Origin of the sequence: Arthrobacter sp. H41, assembly GCF_000520535.1 — a bacterium.
Classification (GTDB): Bacteria; Actinomycetota; Actinomycetes; order Actinomycetales; family Micrococcaceae; genus Arthrobacter_D.
The window spans coordinates 27,009-46,647 of record NZ_KI914780.1; the positions used below are offsets into that span (position 1 = coordinate 27,009).

A 19,639-nucleotide genomic window follows, 5' to 3' on the forward strand; every position below is an offset into this window, starting at 1 on the left:
GAGCCGGTCGACTGGCTCGGCAGCTGAGCCGGTCGATCACTGAACCCTCGGCAGCTGAGCCACCGCCGCGAAAAACTCAGCGCCGACGGCTCCGTTGCCGCTCATTGCTGCTGAGTCCCTTGGTGAACGGCCGTGCGAGGTTGTCGCCGAGGACCACTCCGCCCGCAATGGCGAGGATCACGGTGAGTGCGTTGAAGAGCCCGATCGCGCCGTCGTTCACCATCGCCGGATCGAGGGTGAGCGAATACATCGACCGGAAGATCGTCAGCCCCGGGTAGAGGAACATCACGGCAGGCACCGCCACCACCAGCTGCGGCGCCCCCATCCGCAGCGCGACCACGCGGGCGAGCCCCCCGATCAGCACCGCGGCGAGCGCCGGCGCCAGCCGGTATCCCACCCCCGCGTTGACAAGGGAGATCCACAGCAGGTACCCGGCAACACCCACCAGGGAGGTCGGGAGCACGAGCTTGATGTCGGTCTGCTCGGAAATGCAGATCATCGCCACGGCGATGAGGACGAGGACGGCCACCACCGGCCACGGATAGACGGATACCGGGGACTGCAGGATGTCGAGTGGAGGGATGCCGATCATGGAGCCGAAGACCAGGGCGACGGCGATGCCCGAGACCACTCCACCGAACACCAGGACAGCCGAGAGATAGCGGCCCGCGGCTGTCACGGGGAAGCCGTTGATGGCATCCTGCGTGGCTGACACCAGGCGCCCCGTGGGAAGGAGGAGCAGGATTCCGCCCACCACCACCAGCGACGGCGCGATCGGCAGCTCCAGCCACCAGAAGAACATCGCTGTCAGGGTGACCATTCCGGCCGACGTCGCGACGGCGAAGAACTCCGGAACGCGCCACTTGCCGAGCTGGCGGGACAACAGATCCACCAGGATGCAGCTGACGAGCCCCAGGAGTGAACCGAGCAACCCACCGCCGATGAAACCCACGATCGCGGCCGCGAAGATCCCGAAAGCCGCAGTGACCATCCAGCGGGGAAAGGGCTTGGGCCGCTGGGTGATGTGCTCGAGCCGCTGGCTCGCTTCCAGGCGTGACACTCCGCCGTCGGCGATATCGGACACCAATTGGTGGATTGCGGTGAGCCCGGCGTAGTTGTTGGTCCAGGAACGCACTACGCGCAACACGGTGGTGGGCGTCTGGTCCTTGGCGGAATAGTTGAGGACCACCGACTGGTTGGTGATGTCCACTTCCACATGGTCCACGCCGAAAGCTGCAGTAACAGCGATGATGCTCGTTTCGACCTCGAGGGCTCCGGCCCCGTACCGGAACATCGTCTCGGCAAGGCTCAGGGCGAAATCGAGGGTCTTGCGGACACTCGCGTCGGGCCCGGCGGCCTGGACCATCGGATTCGCATAGGGGCTTCCGGCGAGCCGCTCCACAATGCTCATCGCTTGGGTGGGGGGCGCCTCTCCCTGGACGAGTCGTCTCAGCATGTTGCGGGCAGCGGCGTTCGACCGGTCCGGCCGGACAGCGCGCGGCGTGGTCGGCAACGCATCGGTGGGCCGCGGGCCCGGCTGCCGCTGCCGCCCCTTCGGTGCTGCTTTCTGCTGCACCTTCGGCGCCCGCTGCGGGCGCGAGGCGGGCTGGACGTTCGGCTTCGCCTCCGCGCGCGGTGTCGCAGCCAGCTTCTCCTTCTCGGCGACCGACGGGTCGAAGGGCCGCTGGATGACCGGCAGCGACTCCGCCATCGGCGAAGGATTGGTGGTGGGCGAATGGCCGTTTCCAGGCCCGGTGCCGTCTTTCATGGTTAAACCCCTTGTGCGTGTTTCTCCCCTCGGGGCTGCCTGCTCAGTAGAACGGCTGGTGGTGCCGCCGCCAGTAGATCTGCCGTGCAACGCGTTCCCCGGCGATATTCCAGAGGCGGTACTTCCGGGGACTGATCACGGCGTCGTAGCACCCGATGAAATCGGTCACGGTCCTGGTGAAGCTCGTCTTGAAGAGTCCGAGGCCATGGTGGGGGTGGGACGGGTCCTTGAGCCTGTCGCCGGGGGGCGTCCCACAGAAGTCGTACTCCACGATGCCGTGCTCGGTCCGGAGATCGTTGATCGCCGTCCACTGCAGCAGATGGGAATCGCCGTACTGTGAGCGCCCGGGTTTCGAGCCGCCGTCCTTGTAGGTTCCCTTGGTTCCATAGTTGAGCACGAAGGCGCCCACTGATGCCTCGCCGTCCTCGTACACGAAGTACAACCGGCCCTGGCCCGCCTCCACGAAGGTCTTCCAGAACCTGCTGTAGTACTCGAAGGAACGCAGCCGCGCACTTGACCGGTCCTCGATATGGGACATCAGGCCGTACATGATGCGGAAATTCTCCTCGGTGGGCTCCACCCGGTGCGCTTCGACGCCCTCACGGATGGCCCGCCGCACGGCATTCCTCCCCCGCGAATGAAGGTTGCGCAGCAGCTGGTTCGGTTCCGCCGTGGTCTCGAGGATGGCGGTGTGGTCATTGGGCTGCAGGTCGAAGGTCTTCTGGAGATCTGCTCCCCGGAAGATGTCCCGGGCTTCCGGGGTGTCCTCGATGTCCGGCTCGATCTTTACCGCGAAGACCGGGAGCTTCGAGCGGGCGATGAACTCCCGGATGGCGTCAACCGCTGCGGGCATCTGGTCGGCCATCTCCACCGCCGGCCCCTTGATGAGGTACCAGAGCCGCCCCAGGACGGGGAACGACTTCTCCAGCACGAGGTTGTAGCTCGAATAGCCTTCCGACTGAAGCACCAGGAACAGCGGCTTCCACCCATGGTGGGACTTCACCTCGGCGAAGGAGGCGGACTGCAGGACGTTACCGCCGGCCGGGTTAGCCGTCACATGGGAGTCCCAGTTCTCGCGCTCTGCGTCGGTGGCGAACCGCGCGGTGAAGTTGACCAAATTTCCTCTATCAGTGGGCTGCGGCCTGGAACGCGCAGGACGATCGACGGCGGTGAACCAGCGGGAATGACGCGGTCAACTCTACCGGGTACGGACCCGGCGGGCGTCATTGCCGCTCCGGTGTACCACGGTTTTCGGGGAGGTCCGCCGACCCTCGGCGCGCTATGCGGGGTGCTCCGGCATGGTTAGCATCGGAGGCATGGACTTTAGATACCTCGGAAACAGCGGACTCAAAATCTCGGAGATCACCTACGGCAATTGGCTGACGCACGGCTCCCAGGTGGAGAACGACGTCGCCACCCGGTGTGTGCGCGCGGCTCTCGATGTCGGCATCAGCACCTTCGACACTGCGGACGTCTATGCGAACACCGCCGCGGAGACGGTGCTCGGCGAGGCGCTGAAGGACGAGCGCCGCCAGTCCCTCGAGATCTTCACCAAGGTGTGGGGGGCTACCGGCCCGAAGGGCCACAACGACGCCGGGCTGTCCCGCAAGCACATCCTCGAGTCGATCGACGGCTCGCTGGAGCGGCTTCAGACCGATTATGTGGATCTCTACCAGGCGCACCGCTACGACTTCGAGACGCCGCTCGAGGAGACCATGCAGGCCTTCGCCGACGTCGTCCGCCAGGGCAAGGCGCTCTACATCGGCGTCAGCGAATGGACGGCGCAGCAGATCCGCGACGGCTCCGCCCTCGCGAAGGAACTTGGCTTCCGGCTCATCTCGAACCAGCCGCAGTACTCCATGCTGTGGCGTGTCATCGAAGGCGAGGTGGTACCTGTCTCCGAGGAACTCGGGCTGTCGCAGATCGTCTGGTCGCCAGTGGCCCAGGGCGTGCTGACCGGCAAATACCAGCCGGGGCAACGACCGGAAACGGGCACGCGCGCCTCCGACGACAAGGGCGGCGCCGACATGATCAAGCGGTGGATGGACGACGACGTCCTGACCGGTGTGCAGAAGCTCCGACCCATCGCCGACGGCGTCGGTCTCACCATGGCGCAGCTCGCCATCGCCTGGACCCTGCAGAACCGGAACGTCGCCTCGGCGATCATCGGCGCCTCACGGCCGGAACAGGTCGAGTCGAACGCGGCGGCGGCCGGCGTCGTCCTCGAATCCGACGTGATGACGGCGATCGACGATGCCATCGGCTCCCTGGCCGAGACGGACGTCTCGAAGACGAAGTCCCCCGATTCGCGGCCCGCCTGATGGCGGCTCTGCGGGTCGCGGTGACCGGCGCCACCGGCAAGCTCGGCCGCAGCGTCACCCGGGGACTGCGGGAGGCGGGGCACTCGGTCCTTGAACTGGACCAGCACGGCGAACGCGGCCCGGAGTTCCTGCGCATCGACCTGCGGGACTACGGCCAGGTGATCGACGCCCTCCTGGGTGTGGACGACCGCTCCGACGGATTCGACGCCGTGGTGCACCTCGCCGCGATCCCGGCACCGGGTATCCAAGCCGACGTTGCGACCTTCTCCAACAACATGATGTCCACCTACAACGTTTTCCAGGCCTGCAGGCGGGCTGGCATCAAGCGCGTGGTCTACGCCTCGAGCGAGACCGTCCAGGGCCTGCCCTTCGACGTCGATCCTCCCTACATCCCCGTGGATGAGGAATATGCGGCACGGCCGGAGAGCACCTACTCGCTCGTGAAGCACCTCGAGGAACAACTGGCCACCGAGTTCATGCGCTGGGACCCCGAGCTGAGCATCACGGCGCTGCGCTTTTCCAATGTGATGGACCCTGAGGACTATGCCGCTTTTCCGTCGTTCGACGCCGACGCAACCCTGCGGAAGTGGAACCTGTGGGGGTACATCGACGGCCGGGACGGCGCCCAGGCGGTGGTGCGTGCCCTCGAGTCCGCGGGTCCGGGATTCGACCGCTTCCTCATTGCGGCCGCCGATACCGTGATGAGCCGCTCCAGTGCCGATCTGGCGGCTGAAGTGTTTCCCGGCGTCGAGATGGTTCGCGAGGTGGGACAGCACGAAACCCTGCTCTCGATCGACAAGGCGCGGCGCGTCCTCGGGTTCGATCCGCAGCACAGTTGGCGGGACCACTCCTGACCGGTTGTCCCTTCCCGGAGATGATCAGTAGGCTTAGTAACGAAGCGAACGCGTTCGACCGACGAAAGGCGCAACCATGACTGAGCAGAACCTGCCTGATGAGGAACTGACGATCGTAGGCGAAGATCCCGAGGTGGCGAATGATTCGCTGGCTCCCGAGGCGTTCGACCCGGTGCTCGAGGGAAATCCTGACGACTACCCGGAGGCTGCCGAGAACAACCCGGATCGCTGGCAGGAGGATCCGCTGCTGCAGGACGAACCTTCAGTGGCGCCGGCCGGCGAGGAAGGCACCCTCAGCGACCAGACCCTCCGCGAGGAGACCGCCGAATCCCGTTACGAGCAGGGTGAGGAGCAGATCCCGCCGGATGAGCCGATGCTCGGCGAGGCCGCAGGCGACGTCGACTTCGGGATGATGGAGGAGGACGACGTCGACGCCAGCGACGATCCCGCGAACCGAGGCGGCGCCCCGCTGAGCCACCTCGACGAGGAGGACGTCCGATAGGCGGAGGCAATCACCCCGGCGGGGACAAGTCGGCGGGGATGAGGGGATGAGTGGAACAGGGCACATCCGGAATACCGCTCGGAGGTGCTTGGTTGGCGAAAGGAGGAATACCCTGGCCCCGGCACTTACGGAAAGAGTTCTTCATGAAACTGTTCTCCCCTTTGACCCTCGGCGAAATGACGCTGGCAAACCGCGTCGTCATGGCGCCCCTCACCCGTGTGCGCTCGGGAAGTGAGGGCATCCCCGGCCCTCTCGTCGTCGAGCACTACCGCCAGCGGGCCTCCCTCGGCCTGATCGTCAGCGAGGGCACGTACCCCAGCCCTGCCGGCCAGGGGTTCCCCGGCCAGCCGGGCCTCGTCACCCCGGAGCAGCTGGCCGGTTGGAGGAAGGTCACCGATGCCGTGCATGCCGGGGGCGGACGCATCGTCGCCCAGGTGATGCATGCGGGACGCGTCACCCACGAAGACACCAATGGCGGATACGAGGTGGTTGCGCCCAGTGCCATCGCCATCGAGGGTGAGACCCGCACCTCCAAGGGCAAGAAGCCGTATCCGGTCCCGCACGCCCTGGCCACGGACGAGCTGCCGTCGATCATCGAGGAATTCGTCACTGCATCACGAAATGCCGTGGACGCCGGGTTCGACGGGGTGGAGCTCCACGGAGCCAACGGCTACCTGCTCCACGAGTTCCTCTCCCCGGAGTCCAACCAGCGCAGTGACCAGTACGGCGGGACACCCGAGAACCGTGCACGCTTCGCCGTCGAGCTCACGCACGCGGTAGCCGAAGCGATCGGCGCAGAGAAGGTGGGCTTGCGGATCTCCCCCGCCCACAACATCCAGGACGCACTGGAGACGGAAGTGGACGACGTCCATGCCACCTACGGCGCCCTCGTGGACGGCATCGCTCCTTTGAAGCTCGCCTACCTCAGCGTGCTCCATGCCGCGCCCGCAGGTGCTTTCATCCAGGACCTGCGTCGGCGTTTCGATGGGCCCGTGCTGATCAACAGCGGCTTCGGCATCATCACCACCCGTGACGAGGCACTCGCCATCCTCGATGACGGCGTGGGTGACGCGGTGGTCGTCGGCCGTCCGGCCATCGCCAACCCGGACCTGGTCCGCCGCTGGCAGGAGGACCTTCCGCTGAACGAGCCCAATCCGGCCACCTTCTACAGCACCGGCGCCGAGGGCTACACCGACTATCCGTTCTACGACGAGGCGCTCAGCCGGAACTAGGCCTGCCGGCCCCGCACTGCATTCTGGCGGCCGCCCCCTTTCGGGGCGGCCGCTCTTGCGGACCGGAACCAGGCCGCCGCCACGGACCAGCGTGCTACCAGCAGCCCGGCCAGGAGTGCTGCGGCCGCGTGGGCATGCAGCAGAATCATTACCTCGGGCGAGTGCGCCGAGGCTCCAGCCGCCGGGACCTGTACCTGCGACTCCTCATGGTGGCCCGATATCCCCGCCCCGGGCACGCCCGTGGCGCTGGATGCGCCGCCGTCGGCCAGGCCGGTGAAGGCGCTGTGGAGGACTTGCTGGGACACGGCGAGCAAAACCAGGACGGCCCACAGGGGAAGCCTCAGGGCAGAGACCACCGTCGAGGCCAGGACGGTGAGGACGGCGAGTCCCGCCAGGAGTCCAGGCACGGGAACGGATACACCGGAGAGAACGTGAGCAGCAAGGGCCAGCAGCACGCTCGCCCCGCCCGCGCCGGACGCCAGGGCGACCCGTCGTGCACGCGAAGGCATGCCCTGTACGGACATTCCCTGCTGCCTAGTGGACAGCGTCAATGACCTGCCCGTACGGCACTGCCTCCGAGACTTCGGCCTGGCGATGATGGGCCACCCGACTGTTCACCAGGATCCCGTGAAGACCGTCGGCGACCGACTGTTTCATGGCCATGAGAACGGTCTCTCGGAGCTCATCGTCAACGGTGCTGAGGAACTCGACGTAGGCGCGAGGAAAATTTGCTGGAACCTGTGCCATAGCGATACATTACCCGGTTCCGGTACACTCCCGCTCCCCTTTTTCAAGCGGAGAAATTCGGCCGTCGACGCTTCTCAGCGGCCCTTCACGGTGATAAACCATAAGTGTCCTTACTTGTGCCGAATGGGCTGGAGTTCGAAGGCCCGACGCTCGCCGACACCGAAGAAAGCCGACACCGAAGAAAGCAGGGGTTGCCCATGACGCAAGCACTGATCGACCACAAGCACCTGTACAGCCTCCAGGGTCCATGGACCACCATTTACGTGGACGGGAGCACGGGCACTGTGGATTCGCTCCGGAGCGATGACGTGTTGCCGCGGAATGTCGCCGACAGCATGGAGGCTGCGGGAGCACCGAAGAATGACATTGCTGCGGCTGCCGCAACGCTGTCGAGCACGGCCAAAGGAATGCCGGACCCGTTGGCCCGCTTTCTCCTGATCCACGGCGGCGAAGCAGTTGTGGACGAGTTCCTCCCCGGTGGGATGGTCATGATGCCGGTGACCGCCGTCGCTTCCGTGCCGGATCTCTCCCCCCTGGTGCGCCATTGCCCCGAGGACTTCGCCTATGTCATCGCCGAGGTGGGCCACGGCGGCGGCGAAGTGTACCTGCGGTATGCCGACGGCGACTCCTCGAGGCCCACCGGAGGTACACCCGAGTCCCATATCGACGGCGACATGGAACACTCACGCAAGGTCCAGGGGGGAGGCTGGTCCCACCGTCGCTACCAGCAGCACGCGGAGAAGGTGTGGAAGATGAACGCGGGCGACGTCGCCGCCGAGATCGACCGCGTCGCCAGGGACCACCGGGCGCAGCTCGTGGTCGTCGCCGGGGATATCCGTGCGCGCCAACTCGTGGCGGACCAGGTTTCCGAGGAGACCCGCCGCAAGCTGAGCATCATCGAGAGCAACACCCGGGCGGCAGGAGCTGATGAGAAGACTTTCGCCCTGCAGGTGCAGGAACTGGTGGCCCGCGTGATGGCCAACCGGCAGCGCATGCTTCTCGAGACCCTCGCCGAGCACGAGGGACAGGCCACCCGCACCACCGCCGTCGGGACCGGTCCGGTGGTTACTGCGCTCCAGCAGGGCCAGGTGGACACCCTGCTCCTCGAGACGCCCTCCTTGGACGGCCAGACGGTCCTGGCGCTCGACGCAGCCCCCTGGGTTGCCCTTTCCGAGGCCGACGCCGCGGGTGCCGGCGTCATCGGCAAGGTTCCGGCCCTCGCGGGCATGCTGCGTGCTGTGGCGCTGACGGACGCCAAGGTCAGCCTCTACCCCTCGGGGGCGCTCGGCTCCCGCTCCATTGCGGCGCTCCTTCGATGGCCTACGGGGCCGGACGTTCCTGCGGCGGTCTAGTGGAACCGCGGACAGCAGCGGATTTCCTCGTCGAAAGACTCCGGCTGTGGAAGGTGGACCGGATCTTCGGCTACAGCGGTGACGGGATCAATCCGCTGCTGGGCGCGCTCCGCCGCTCGGGCAGCCCCGAGTTCATTCAGGCCCGGCACGAGGAAGCGGCAGCCTTCATGGCGGTGGGCCACGCGAAGTACACCGGTGGCGTGGGGGTAGTGACCGCCACCCAGGGGCCGGGGGCGGTTCACCTGCTCAACGGCCTGTACGACGCCAAGCTGGACAGCGTTCCCGTTGTTGCGTTGATCGGCCAGCAGAGCCGAACCGTGCTCGGTTCCGACTACCAACAGGAGATCGATCTCCTGAGCCTGACCAAGGACGTCGCAGCATTCCAGCAGCAGATCGCCGATCCCGAGCAGCTCCCTCTGGTGCTGGACCGGGCATTCAAGGCCGCGCTCTCGATGCGTGCACCCGCCGTCGTCATCCTGCCGCATGACATCCAGCAGGCACCGGCCCCGCAGACCCCGCACGAACACGGTGTGGTGCCGTCTTCGCCCGTCTGGAGCCAGGGGTGCCTGCTCCCGCGGGAACAGGAGTTGCACGACGCCGCCGCGCTGCTGAACAGCGGGTCGAAGGTGGCGCTCCTCGTGGGCCAGGGGGCGTCGAAGGCGCAGCACGAAGTACTGGCCATCGCCGAAAGCCTCGGTGCAGGCATCACTACCAGCCTGCTCGGCAAGCCGTTCGTCGATGAGGAGCTCGATCACGCCACGGGAACCATGGGGCACCTGGGCACCAGCGCAAGCGCCTACCTGATGAGCCATTGCGGCACGCTGCTGATCATCGGCTCGAATGACCCGTGGACCGAGTACTACCCGGCACCGGGGCAGGCGCGTGCGGTGCAGATCGACATTGATCCGCAGGCTATCGGCAACCGCTACCCTGTGGACATAGCCCTCTCCGGAGACGCTGCGGAAACCCTCGTCGCACTGACCCCGCTCCTGCACAGCAAGCAGGACCGCGCCTGGCGTGCCGACATCGAAGCCCAGGTGCGGAAGTGGCGGGCCCTCACCCTTGAACGCGCCCTGACCCCGGCCACTCCCATCAATCCCGAGCGTGTCCTCCAGAAGTTGAACGATCACTTGCCGGGCGATGCACGGGTGGCGGTCGACGTCGGCAGCTCGGTCTACTGGTACGCGCGGCACCTGAGGCTGCCCCGGGGTGTTCCTGCCCATCTTTCAAGCACCCTGGGCTGCATGGGCTGTTCCGTTCCCTACGGCATCGCCGCGAAGCTGGCGCGGCAGGGTAGCCCGGTGGTCGTGATCAGCGGCGATGGCGCGATGCAGATGGCGGGCATGGCGGAACTGATCACGGTGAGTCGGCGCTGGAAAGACTGGGAGGATCCCCGGTTCGTCGTGTGCGTCCTCAATAACGGCGACCTCGCCGAAGTGTCCTGGGAACAGCGGGAGATGGAGGGCGAACCACGATTTCCGGCGAGCCAGGCCCTGCCCGACGTCGACTACGCAGGCTACGCGCGGCTACTCGGCCTGGGCGGCAGGCGGGTTGAGGATCCGCAGCAGGTTGCCGCCGCCTGGGCGGAAGCATTCAGCTCCGACCGGCCGTTCCTCCTTGACTTCGTCACGGACCCGGACGTTCCGCTTCTTCCACCGTTTCCCGCAGGCGCGTCGAAAGTGGAGGGCATGGATCACGCGCTGCGGCAGGAACCCGGCGGCGCCGCACAGGCAAGGGAGCTACTCAGGACGTATGCAGGGCAGGAGGAGCGCCGGAGCGACGCCTGAGCCGAAGGAGTTCGCGGACCGCCCAGCAAAAGACAAGAACAACCAGCAGGTTCCGCATGGACAGCAGGAGCGCAACCCCCGGGTCCAGGTCCCGGTAGAGCTGCACGTACAGGATCGGATAGACCAGCGTGGTCAGGATGCTGATGCCGACCATCAGTGCCGCGGGGAATGCCCATTCCCTACCCCTGACCGCCACCCCCACGGCAATAGCCGCTGCAAGCCAGATCATGAACTGCGGGGAACCCACCTTGTTGAAGACGATCATCGCGCCGATGAGAGCCAGCGTCCCGACGGTCAGCAGTCGCCCACGGTCGGCGCCGGCCCGCAGTGCAGCCGTCAGGAGCGCGCCGACTACCACCAGGCTTCCGCAGAGCAGCGGGTTCATCAGGGAACCGACGACGCCGGCCAGTGAACCGCGGATCTCCATGGTATCGATCTCGTCATTGAACACCACGGAGGTTCCCCGGCTGATCACGGCCTGCCAGAGCCCGGGAGTACTCAGCGGTGCTTCAAGCTGCATCCCCCGCTCCCCCTGGGCAGCTACGAAGCCGAACAGGTGCCGTGCTCCTCCGCCTGAGACGACAACTGCGGCGACGGCTGCCGAAACTGCGGCACCGGCCAGGAAGACCCTGACCCTCGCCGTGCTGACAATCAACAGTGCGAGTACCGCGGCAGCCGGCCACACCTTGATCCAGGTGGCCGCGGAGAGCACCATCGACGCGAGAAAGGGCCGCGACCCGGCGAGCAGGAGCCCCATGACCACCAGAGGGCCGGCGATTCCGTCCACCCGCGAGAACGACAGCGGCCCGAGGATTGCCGTCAGCACGATCCACAGGCACGCGGCATGCCGGCCATAGCGGGCGGATCGGCCCCTGAGCAGCATCCACACCGCGCAGAGGTTGAGGATCGTGCAGAGCAGGAACCACGCGAGCATGTAGGGCTCCGGCCCCGCGAGCGCTGCAAGAACCATCGGGAGCATCGCGCCGGCCGGGTAGACCCAATCCGTGTCGATGCCCTGCCAGCTTCCCGTGCTGAGTCCGTGGAGCGCCCAGTGGCGGTAGAGGACTACATCTCCATACGTGGTTCCCTCGCTGAAGTACGGAAGAAGAAGGGCAAGAAAGAGCAGGTGGACGACTGCGAATGCCGCAACGACCACGATTTCCCCGGACCTGATTCTCCTGGACATCATTTTCCTCGACATCAGGACAGGAAACTCCGGTCGCGGCGCTGTCATGGGAGGGGCTTCCTGCCTGTCGTTCAGATCGGGACCACCCTAGCATCGAGCTCTGTCAAGTGGCCCCCTCCGGAGCGGAAGCAAACGTTGCTGACCCAGCAGCCGTTCGCTAGCGTCGAAGGCAGGATCGGCACTGACGCCTCCCCCGACCGATGCCCCTGGAAGCAAGGAGAATGCTGTGACAGATATAGCAAGCCAGCCGCCTGCTGAGGATGATGACCGCCCCGTCCTGACCAACCGCCAGGGCCACCAGGTCTACGACAACCAGAACTCGCGCACCGTTGGGGCACGCGGGCCGGCCACTCTCGAGAATTACCAGTTCCTCGAGAAGATCAGCCACTTCGACCGCGAGCGCATCCCCGAGCGGGTGGTGCATGCCCGCGGTGCCGTGGCCTTCGGCGAGTTCGAGGCAACCGGGAAATGGGGCGACGAACCGGTTTCGAAGTACACGAGGGCAAAGCTGTTCAACGAGGCCGGCAAGAAGACCGAGGTGGCCATCCGCTTCTCCACGGTGATCGGCGGACGCGATTCCTCGGAGGCCGCGCGGGATCCGCGGGGATTCGCCGTCAAGTTCTACACCGAGGACGGCAACTGGGATCTTGTGGGGAACAACCTTGCGGTGTTCTTCATCCGGGATGCTCTCAAGTTTCCCGACGTCATTCACGCCCTCAAACCTGATCCGGTTACGTTCCGCCAGGAGCCGGGCCGTATTTTCGACTTCATGTCGCAGACTCCGGAGTCGATGCACATGCTCGTGAACCTCTTCAGCCCGCGTGGCATCCCGGCCGACTACCGGCACATGCAGGGCTTCGGAGTGAATACCTACAAGTGGGTTGACGCGGAGGGCGGCACCAAGCTGGTCAAGTACACCTGGCAACCGCACCAGGGAGTCAAGAGCCTTACCGAAGCGGATGCCGCGAACATCCAGGCGAACGACCTCGGGCATGCCTCGAAGGATCTTTTCGAGGCCATCGAACAGGGGAATTATCCGAAGTGGGACCTGTACGTACAGCTGATGGACGACGGCGACCATCCGGAACTCGACTTCGACCCGCTCGATGACACGAAAACGTGGCCGGAGCAGGACTTCGAACCGAAACTCGTGGGCACCATGACGCTCAACCGAAATGTCACCGATCACCACAATGAGAACGAGCAGCTGTCCTTCGGGACCGGCGTGCTCGTGGACGGACTCGACTTCTCGGACGACAAGATGCTGGTGGGCCGGACCTTCAGCTACAGCGACACGCAGCGCTACCGCGTCGGCCCCAACTACCTGCAGCTGCCCGTGAACTCGGCGAAGAATGCGCCTGTCGCCACCAACCAGCGCGGTGGTCAGATGTCCTTCGACACCGATTCCGGACCGGGGCAGAATCCCTCGGTGAACTATGAACCCTCCATCACGGGCGGGCTGCGCGAAGGCCACTACCCCACCCCCGACGAGGAAGGGCCGGTGCTCACCGGGAGGCTGACACGCAAGAGAATCCCTCTGACCAATGACTATCTGCAGGCTGGACAGCGTTACCAGCTACTGGAGCAATGGGAGAAGGACGACCTCGTCGGCAATTTCGTGACCCTGATCAGTCAGGCGGCCCGTCCGGTCCAGGAGCGCATGCTGTGGCACTTCTATATGACCGACGACGAGTTGGGGAACCATGTGGGCGAGGGGCTCGGCATTGCGCTGTCCGAGGTCAAGGATCTCGCGCCGCTCCAAAGCCAGTCACTCTCTGAGGAGGAGCTCGCCTGGCTGAAGAACCTGGGCGGCAACGGTTCGCGTTCCGTCGAAGGGCTCACCATGACGCACTGCGTTCCGAACGAACACGTGGTGGTTTCACGCTGAACCGGGTTCGGAGCCGGCGGTGAGTCGAGGTGGCGGGACTTTACCTCCGCCACCTCAGGGTGGCCCTGCGGCTGAGTTCCGCAGTGGCTGCTGCCCCGACCACGAGGGAGAGTATGACGAGTCCCAGCATGATGTAGAGCCCGACGAGGATGGCCATCGCGTTGGTGGTACCGCCAAGGACTATGTGAAGGCCGCCCAGCAGTCCCACCACCCAGAATCCGGCGACGACGGCAAGGCCGGCCGCAGCCTGGCGCGCGCCACGATCGAGCCGTAACAGGCGTGCACACTGTGACAAAAGGTTCCCCATGTGGTCCATATACCCACTATGGGGGCCCGGGAGAGGGCTACTGGACCATTCGGATATCGCGTTCGTCACATGTCGGACCGCCGGGACGGCCCGCGCCTCCGCAGGCCCGAAAGAAGCCGCCATCCACCGCTCACGCTGTAGGTGGCGGGGTCGGGATCGGGCACGAACACATTACCCGCCGATGGTGCAACGTTCCCGCCACGGAGCATCATTCGACGCATGACGGCAGCCACCAGAGGTTCGTAGGCTCTGGGAAACAACGCCCGAAAGGGCAGGAAAGCCCCCTGTACCCTCCCGACGATCGTCACCCGCCGCGGTCGGTCCGCCATCCGCACGACTGCACGGGCCACCCTCAGCGGGTCCACGACCGGCGGAAGCGGATGGATACGCTGCCCGGTGTAGTTGGCGGCGTGCTGGTAGATGGGCGTGTCGATCGTGGAGGGAAGAACCATGCAGATCCGAATACCCGGTTCGCTCCGAAGTTCTTCACGAAGCGCTTCCATGAATCCCAGCAACCCGAACTTGCTCGTGACGTAGGGCGAGACAAAAGGTGCAGTGACCCGCGAATACACCGAACCGATCGAAATCAGCACTCCCCGCCGCTGCTGCCGGAAGACGGGCAGTACCGCCCTCGCGCCATACACCTGGCCGAAGAGGTTGGTCTCGATGAGTTGGCGGAACACTGCCGGGGGCGTCTCCTCGAAAGCCCCCAGGCTGAACACCGAAGCGCAGCCGACCCACACGTCAATGCGGCCGAAGCGCTCTACGGCGGCCGCGGCGAGCGCTTCGACCTGATCCTCGACGCTGACGTCGGTCGGCACGGTGAGCACCTCGGCACTTCGCCCCCGGCACTCAACCGCCACCACGTCGAGGGCAGCGGCACTGCGTCCGGCGAGCACAAGAGAGGCGCCATCAGCCGCGAACGCGTTCGCCGTCGCCCGTCCGATGCCGCTCGACGCACCGGTGATCACCACAACTCTCATCGTCAGCTTTCCTGGTCGGCTCTTTTCCCGGCGTCGTTCCTGGAGCAGTTCGACTCACCGCCCGTCGTGCCCTTGACGGTCCACCCTGCCGTCGGGGTCGAGCTCGTCGGCCTTGCGCGAGTCGTTCAGGGTTTCGTCCCGCAGTCCCTGCGCATCACGCTGGCGTTCCTCCGCCTCGCGGCGCAGGCGCTCGGCGTCGACCTCCGCACGCTGTGCCTCGGCTTCCGCCATGGTGGCCTTCGCCTCCCGCTCGCGGGCGTCGAATTCGGAGGCTTTCGCTTTCTCGCGCATCTCAGCCGCGCGGTGCCGGTCCTTCTCCTGCTGGTTCTTGAGGTGTTGCCGGCTGCGCTTCCGGGCCAGGAACACCACAAGTCCAATAACGGCCAGGAGGATGATCACGCCGATGATGATCATCACTATCTGATTCGTATCCACTGTTTCCTCTTCTCTGGTTGGAGTGTCCGGTCGGTCGGAAGCGGAACTAACGCCTACCCTCCAAGTCCGCCCAGGCCACCCGAGAACTTGCCAAGGAGATCCTTCGGGTCGATGCCGAATTTCGACAGCAGGTCCGAGTGCTGCTCGGGGTCCACCTTGTCGGGGAGTTCCGACTCGGCCTGGCTTGCGGAGTCGCCCTTGCCCTGGGACTTCAGCATGTCGATGATCTGCGACTTGTCAATCTGCATTGTTTCCTCCATGTGGCTTCTCGACGGCGGTTCAGGAACGCACGCACCGGCACGCCCGGTTCGATACTAAGCATGCTTAGGAAAGCATGGCACAGCGATGATCCTTTGTCACTGGTCGGTCTTCACTGGGAGGATTGCCGGTATGAAGATCCGCCTCGTCCTCCTCTCGGACACTCATCTGCCGAAACGGGCGAAGGTGCTTCCCGCGGAGCTATGGGATGCAGTGGAGTCAGCGGACGTCGTCGTGCATGCCGGTGACTGGACGGAACCTGCACTGCTCGACGAGCTCGCACGCCGCTCCCGACGTCTTCTCGCCTGCTACGGAAACAACGACGGCGATGAGCTCCGCGATCGCCTGCCGCTCGTGGCGCGCGACGTGGTGGGCGGGCTCCGCTTCGCCGTCGTTCATGAGACCGGAGCGGGAACGGGCCGGGAAGCGCGGATGGACGCACTGTTCCCCGACACGGACGTGCTGGTCTTCGGGCACAGCCACATCCCCTGGGATACCACCACGGCGGACGGGCTTCGCCTCCTCAACCCGGGTTCGCCGACCGACCGGCGCCGGCAGCCGCGCTGCTCGTATATGACGGCGACGGTGACGGGGAATGGCATCGAGGTGGCGCTTCACGCCCTCTGAGCCCCTGCGGAGTTCGGGCCCCCTGTCGGATTCGAACCGACGACCCCCGCTTTACAAGAGCGGTGCTCTGGCCAACTGAGCTAAGGAGGCGTGCTGGCTGGGCCAGCGGGCGCCGTCGTCGACATCGAAGGCTGTCGACTTGCGCTCAACAAGGTTATCCCAGCGCCGCCCGGGTTCGAAATCAGCCCCCGCGCTGATTCCGCCCCGCTCCGGTTCTCCCGGCCATCACCGTCGCAGGATGGAAACGATAGAGTCGTCAGCAGGCCTACTATCCCGCAGGAGCCAGAGTGAGTTCAGCACAGCACCCCCCCACCGACAGCACTCCAACGGGCACCGCCTACGGGGACTTCGAATTCATCGTCGTCTCCAACCGGTTGCCGGTGGACCGCGTCACCGACGACGACGGCGGCAGTTCCTGGCGGCGCTCGCCCGGCGGGCTGGTGACGGCCCTCGCCCCCGTCATGGCCAAAGCCGACGGCGCATGGGTGGGCTGGCACGGCGCGCCCGACGAGACACTCGACTCCTTCGACGAGGCGAACATGCGGCTGGTGCCGGTGCCCCTCAGCGAGGAGGAAGTGGAGCTGTACTACGAGGGATTCTCCAACGCGACCCTGTGGCCGCTGTATCACGATGTCATCGCCTCCCCCGAATTCCACCGCACCTGGTGGGACGCCTACCGGCGCGTCAACGAGCGCTTCGCCCGGGCCACGGCTGCCGTCGCGTCGGAGGGCGCGACGGTCTGGGTGCAGGACTACCAGCTGCAGTTGGTGCCGAAACTGCTGCGGGAGGCCCGGCCCGACCTGAAGATCGGATTCTTCAACCACATCCCTTTCCCCCCGCTGGAGATCTACGCGCAGCTACCCTGGCGACGCCAGGTCATCGAGGGACTGCTCGGAGCCGATCTGATCGGCTTCCAGCGGCCCAGCGATGCGAGCAACTTCCTGCGGTGCGTACGCCGCTTCAAGGGACACACCATCAAGGCCCAGCAGGTCCATGTCACGGACGAGAACGGCGAGTTCTCCTATGTCTCCCGCGCGGAGGCCTTCCCCATTTCCATCGACGCCAGTGCCATCGCCGAACTGGCCCAGCGCGAGGACGTCATCGAGCGTTCCCGGGAGATCCGCCGTGAGCTGGGAAATCCCGAGCACATCCTGCTCGGCGTGGACCGCCTTGATTACACCAAGGGCATCGGTCACCGGCTGAAGGCCTACGGCGAGCTCCTCGAGGACGGCAACATCACGGTCGAGGACGCAGCACTGATCCAGGTGGCCAGTCCCAGCCGTGAACGCGTGGAGCAGTACCGGCTCCTGCGGGAGGACATCGAGGGCGCCGTCGGCCGTATCAACGGCACCTACGACACCATGAAGAACACCGCCATCCGCTATCTCCACCACAGCTACCCTGTCGAGGAGATGGTGGCGCTCTACCTCGCCGCCGACGTCATGCTGGTCACCGCCCTTCGGGACGGCATGAACCTCGTCGCCAAGGAATACGTCGCGGCGCGTACCGGGAACCGGGGAGCACTGGTGCTCAGCGAGTTCGCGGGAGCCGCCGACACCCTGCGGCAGGCCATCCTCGTGAACCCCCACGACATCGACGGGTTGAAGGCAGCGATCGTCAAGGCCCTCACCATGCCGAAGGCGGAAAGCATGCGACGCATGAGGATCATGCGCCGCCAGGTACTGCAGAACGACGTGGAGCGTTGGTCGAAGGCCTTCCTCGACGCACTCCACAACGGCCACGAGGAGGAATCATGAGCGCCCTGGAGGACTTTTCCCTGGGCGGTGCCCTGGAAACGCTGGCCGCCACCGAGCATCTCCTGGTCGCCGTGGACTTCGACGGCACGATGTCCCCCCTCGTCGAACGTGCCGAGGACGCCCGTTCGCTTCCCGGATCCGCCGCAGCGCTGCAGGCGCTGGCCGCGTTGCCCAGGACGACGACGGCGCTGATCTCCGGCCGCGCACTCGACAGCCTTCGCGATGTGGCGCGCCCCGGGCCGGACACCCTGCTCATCGGCAGTCACGGCGCAGAGGCCTGGACCGGCACCGGGAGGGAACCCCTCGCCCTCACCGGGGAGCAGCAGTCGCTGCTGGACGCGGCGACGGCGGCCATCCAGCAGATCGTCGAGGCGCACCCCGGCACTCGGGTGGAATTCAAGCCCGCGGGGGTTGTCCTGCACACCCGGACCGCGGACGACGACGTCACACGAGCCGCCGTCGATGCTGCCCGTACTGCCCTCGCCGGCCTTTCCGGGCTGACCATCACCGACGGAAAGCGGGTTCTCGAGGTGTCAGTGGTCAAGGCCGACAAAGGCCAGGGACTCGACCGGCTACGGGCTCTCGTGGGTGCCACTGCAGTATTCTTCGCAGGGGATGACGTGACGGATGAACACGCCCAGCATGCACTCGGCCCGGAGGATGTCGGCGTCAAAGTAGGTGACGGCGACAGTGCCGCGCAGTACCGGGTTCCCTCCCCCGCCGCGCTGACCTCCGTGCTCGAGGAACTGTTGGCCCTGCGCTCCGCAGGTGCGTCCCGATAGGATCCGTGCCATACTCGGGTGGCGTGACGTATTTCACCCGCCGTCGGCGTCGGTGAGAATTTTGTGCGCAAACAACTGAATACTTCTCCCATTCACTACGGATCGTCGGGCACGTACCTGCCCGTGAAAAGGAAACAACATGGCAACCGTCACATTTGACCAGGCCACGCGGCTCTACCCGGGCACCGATAAGCCCGCGGTGGACAAGCTCGACATCGAGATCGCCGACGGCGAGTTCCTCGTCCTCGTAGGCCCCTCCGGTTGCGGCAAGTCGACCTCGCTCCGCATGCTTGCGGGTCTTGAGGACGTCAATTCCGGCCGGATCCTGATCGGTGACCGAGACGTCACCGATGTTCCCCCGAAGGACCGCGACATCGCGATGGTCTTCCAGAACTACGCCCTCTACCCGCACATGTCGGTGGCCGACAACATGGGTTTCGCCCTCAAGATCGCCGGTGTGTCGAAGGAAGAGCGCGCCGAGCGCGTCCGGGAAGCAGCGAAGCTCCTCGACCTCGAGGACTACCTCGACCGCAAGCCGAAAGCACTCTCCGGTGGCCAACGCCAGCGTGTCGCCATGGGCCGCGCGATCGTCCGTAACCCCCAGGTCTTCCTCATGGATGAGCCGCTCTCCAACCTCGACGCCAAGCTCCGCGTGCAGACCCGCACGCAGATCGCCTCGCTGACGCGCCGGCTCGGAGTCACCACGGTGTACGTGACCCACGACCAGGTGGAGGCCATGACCATGGGTGACCGCGTTGCGGTCCTCAAGAGCGGCATCCTGCAGCAGGTCGACACGCCGCGCAACCTGTACGAGCGGCCGAAGAACGTGTTCGTCGCCGGGTTCATCGGCTCC

20 protein-coding genes and 1 tRNA gene are annotated in these 19,639 nt (G+C 65.7%); 11 read left to right on the forward strand and 10 right to left on the reverse strand.

Annotated elements, in window-relative coordinates:
* Nucleotides 1-76: 76 nt before the first annotated feature.
* On the reverse strand, nt 77-1,768 hold the full coding sequence (locus Y705_RS0106080) for a threonine/serine exporter family protein (RefSeq protein ID WP_026532213.1): 1,692 nt from the start codon (nt 1,766-1,768) through the stop codon (nt 77-79).
* A 43-nt stretch (nt 1,769-1,811) separates the two neighbouring features.
* Nucleotides 1,812-2,885, reverse strand: coding sequence for a lipid II:glycine glycyltransferase FemX (locus tag Y705_RS0106085; RefSeq protein WP_026532214.1), 1,074 nt, complete (start codon nt 2,883-2,885; stop codon nt 1,812-1,814).
* A 199-nt stretch (nt 2,886-3,084) separates the two neighbouring features.
* Here Y705_RS0106085 and Y705_RS0106090 point away from each other — a divergent pair, with 199 nt between their 5' ends.
* From Y705_RS0106090 to Y705_RS0106105, 4 genes are all read left to right on the forward strand, one after another.
* Nucleotides 3,085-4,089 (forward strand): aldo/keto reductase family protein, encoded by a 1,005-nt coding sequence (locus Y705_RS0106090; RefSeq protein ID WP_026532215.1) that lies wholly within the window; start codon nt 3,085-3,087, stop codon nt 4,087-4,089.
* A gap of 8 nt (nt 4,090-4,097) precedes the next feature.
* Nucleotides 4,098-4,943 (forward strand): NAD-dependent epimerase/dehydratase family protein, encoded by an 846-nt coding sequence (locus Y705_RS0106095; RefSeq protein WP_026532216.1) that lies wholly within the window; start codon nt 4,098-4,100, stop codon nt 4,941-4,943.
* Between the two features lie 76 nt (nt 4,944-5,019).
* Nucleotides 5,020-5,445, forward strand: a complete 426-nt coding sequence (locus Y705_RS0106100; protein WP_026532217.1) for a hypothetical protein — start codon at nt 5,020-5,022, stop codon at nt 5,443-5,445.
* A gap of 143 nt (nt 5,446-5,588) precedes the next feature.
* Nucleotides 5,589-6,677, forward strand: a complete 1,089-nt coding sequence (locus tag Y705_RS0106105) for an alkene reductase (protein WP_026532218.1) — start codon at nt 5,589-5,591, stop codon at nt 6,675-6,677.
* Here the strand turns inward: Y705_RS0106105 and Y705_RS0106110 are convergent.
* The gene (locus tag Y705_RS0106110) at nt 6,674-7,201 is read right to left on the reverse strand and encodes a hypothetical protein (RefSeq protein ID WP_155849950.1); all 528 of its coding nucleotides are present in this window, start codon (nt 7,199-7,201) and stop codon (nt 6,674-6,676) included. The two genes, Y705_RS0106105 and Y705_RS0106110, sit on opposite strands and share 4 nt — an antisense overlap.
* 10 nt (nt 7,202-7,211) lie before the next feature.
* On the reverse strand, nt 7,212-7,424 hold the full coding sequence (locus tag Y705_RS0106115; protein WP_026532220.1) for a hypothetical protein: 213 nt from the start codon (nt 7,422-7,424) through the stop codon (nt 7,212-7,214).
* A gap of 197 nt (nt 7,425-7,621) precedes the next feature.
* On the opposite strand from Y705_RS0106115, the gene Y705_RS0106120 reads away from it, so the two are divergent.
* Nucleotides 7,622-8,776 (forward strand): baeRF2 domain-containing protein, encoded by a 1,155-nt coding sequence (locus Y705_RS0106120; protein WP_026532221.1) that lies wholly within the window; start codon nt 7,622-7,624, stop codon nt 8,774-8,776.
* Nucleotides 8,776-10,563, forward strand: coding sequence for a thiamine pyrophosphate-requiring protein (locus tag Y705_RS0106125; RefSeq protein WP_026532222.1), 1,788 nt, complete (start codon nt 8,776-8,778; stop codon nt 10,561-10,563). The genes Y705_RS0106120 and Y705_RS0106125 overlap by 1 nt, the downstream gene beginning before the upstream one ends.
* On the opposite strand, the gene Y705_RS17840 is transcribed toward Y705_RS0106125, so the two are convergent.
* Nucleotides 10,520-11,749, reverse strand: a complete 1,230-nt coding sequence (locus Y705_RS17840) for a glycosyltransferase family 87 protein (RefSeq protein ID WP_049822357.1) — start codon at nt 11,747-11,749, stop codon at nt 10,520-10,522. The genes Y705_RS0106125 and Y705_RS17840 overlap by 44 nt on opposite strands.
* Before the next feature lie 226 nt (nt 11,750-11,975).
* Between Y705_RS17840 and Y705_RS0106135 the strand changes: the two genes are divergently transcribed.
* Nucleotides 11,976-13,637, forward strand: coding sequence for a catalase (locus Y705_RS0106135; protein ID WP_026532223.1), 1,662 nt, complete (start codon nt 11,976-11,978; stop codon nt 13,635-13,637).
* Between the two features lie 40 nt (nt 13,638-13,677).
* Here the strand turns inward: Y705_RS0106135 and Y705_RS0106140 are convergent, their stop codons facing one another.
* The 4 genes from Y705_RS0106140 to Y705_RS0106155 all read right to left on the reverse strand — a co-directional run bounded on the left by Y705_RS0106140 (nt 13,678) and on the right by Y705_RS0106155 (nt 15,610).
* Nucleotides 13,678-13,944, reverse strand: a complete 267-nt coding sequence (locus Y705_RS0106140; protein ID WP_026532224.1) for a hypothetical protein — start codon at nt 13,942-13,944, stop codon at nt 13,678-13,680.
* A 65-nt stretch (nt 13,945-14,009) separates the two neighbouring features.
* Nucleotides 14,010-14,927: an SDR family NAD(P)-dependent oxidoreductase gene (locus Y705_RS17845; protein ID WP_081737836.1), complete on the reverse strand. Its 918-nt coding sequence runs from the start codon at nt 14,925-14,927 to the stop codon at nt 14,010-14,012.
* 54 nt (nt 14,928-14,981) lie between these two features.
* On the reverse strand, nt 14,982-15,362 hold the full coding sequence (locus Y705_RS17850; protein ID WP_155849951.1) for a hypothetical protein: 381 nt from the start codon (nt 15,360-15,362) through the stop codon (nt 14,982-14,984).
* A gap of 53 nt (nt 15,363-15,415) precedes the next feature.
* A complete protein-coding gene (locus tag Y705_RS0106155) occupies nt 15,416-15,610 on the reverse strand; it encodes a hypothetical protein (RefSeq protein WP_026532225.1) in 195 nt (64 codons plus the stop codon).
* A 142-nt stretch (nt 15,611-15,752) separates the two neighbouring features.
* Here Y705_RS0106155 and Y705_RS0106160 point away from each other — a divergent pair, with 142 nt between their 5' ends.
* A complete protein-coding gene (locus Y705_RS0106160) occupies nt 15,753-16,247 on the forward strand; it encodes a metallophosphoesterase family protein (RefSeq protein WP_216698752.1) in 495 nt (164 codons plus the stop codon).
* A 16-nt stretch (nt 16,248-16,263) separates the two neighbouring features.
* Here the strand turns inward: Y705_RS0106160 and Y705_RS0106165 are convergent.
* Nucleotides 16,264-16,337 (reverse strand) — tRNA-Thr (locus Y705_RS0106165).
* Between the two features lie 197 nt (nt 16,338-16,534).
* Between Y705_RS0106165 and Y705_RS0106170 the strand changes: the two genes are divergently transcribed.
* From Y705_RS0106170 to Y705_RS21145, 3 genes are all read left to right on the forward strand, one after another.
* A complete protein-coding gene (locus Y705_RS0106170) occupies nt 16,535-18,004 on the forward strand; it encodes an alpha,alpha-trehalose-phosphate synthase (UDP-forming) (RefSeq protein ID WP_026532227.1) in 1,470 nt (489 codons plus the stop codon).
* Nucleotides 18,001-18,786, forward strand: coding sequence for a trehalose-phosphatase (gene otsB / locus Y705_RS0106175; protein WP_026532228.1), 786 nt, complete (start codon nt 18,001-18,003; stop codon nt 18,784-18,786). Before Y705_RS0106170 ends, otsB begins: the two co-directional genes overlap by 4 nt.
* Before the next feature lie 139 nt (nt 18,787-18,925).
* Nucleotides 18,926-19,639 (forward strand): ABC transporter ATP-binding protein (locus tag Y705_RS21145; protein ID WP_081737837.1); only part of this gene is annotated, 714 nt, incomplete at its 3' end.

Excerpts from the sequence above, each read along its gene's own strand:
- Y705_RS0106105 (WP_026532218.1), top strand. The coding sequence starts at position 5,589 with ATGAAACTGTTCTCCCCTTTGACCCTCGGCGAAATGACGCTGGCAAAC.
- otsB (WP_026532228.1), top strand. The coding sequence starts at position 18,001 with ATGAGCGCCCTGGAGGACTTTTCCCTGGGCGGTGCCCTGGAAACGCTG.
- Y705_RS17840 (WP_049822357.1), bottom strand. The coding sequence starts at position 11,749 with ATGTCCAGGAGAATCAGGTCCGGGGAAATCGTGGTCGTTGCGGCATTC.
- Y705_RS0106120 (WP_026532221.1), top strand. The coding sequence starts at position 7,622 with ATGACGCAAGCACTGATCGACCACAAGCACCTGTACAGCCTCCAGGGT.
- Y705_RS0106100 (WP_026532217.1), top strand. The coding sequence starts at position 5,020 with ATGACTGAGCAGAACCTGCCTGATGAGGAACTGACGATCGTAGGCGAA.
- Y705_RS0106155 (WP_026532225.1), bottom strand. The coding sequence starts at position 15,610 with ATGCAGATTGACAAGTCGCAGATCATCGACATGCTGAAGTCCCAGGGC.
- Y705_RS0106160 (WP_216698752.1), top strand. The coding sequence starts at position 15,753 with ATGAAGATCCGCCTCGTCCTCCTCTCGGACACTCATCTGCCGAAACGG.
- Y705_RS0106115 (WP_026532220.1), bottom strand. The coding sequence starts at position 7,424 with ATGGCACAGGTTCCAGCAAATTTTCCTCGCGCCTACGTCGAGTTCCTC.
- Y705_RS17845 (WP_081737836.1), bottom strand. The coding sequence starts at position 14,927 with ATGAGAGTTGTGGTGATCACCGGTGCGTCGAGCGGCATCGGACGGGCG.
- Y705_RS0106080 (WP_026532213.1), bottom strand. The coding sequence starts at position 1,768 with ATGAAAGACGGCACCGGGCCTGGAAACGGCCATTCGCCCACCACCAAT.
- Y705_RS0106140 (WP_026532224.1), bottom strand. The coding sequence starts at position 13,944 with ATGGGGAACCTTTTGTCACAGTGTGCACGCCTGTTACGGCTCGATCGT.
- Y705_RS0106110 (WP_155849950.1), bottom strand. The coding sequence starts at position 7,201 with ATGTCCGTACAGGGCATGCCTTCGCGTGCACGACGGGTCGCCCTGGCG.
- Y705_RS0106090 (WP_026532215.1), top strand. The coding sequence starts at position 3,085 with ATGGACTTTAGATACCTCGGAAACAGCGGACTCAAAATCTCGGAGATC.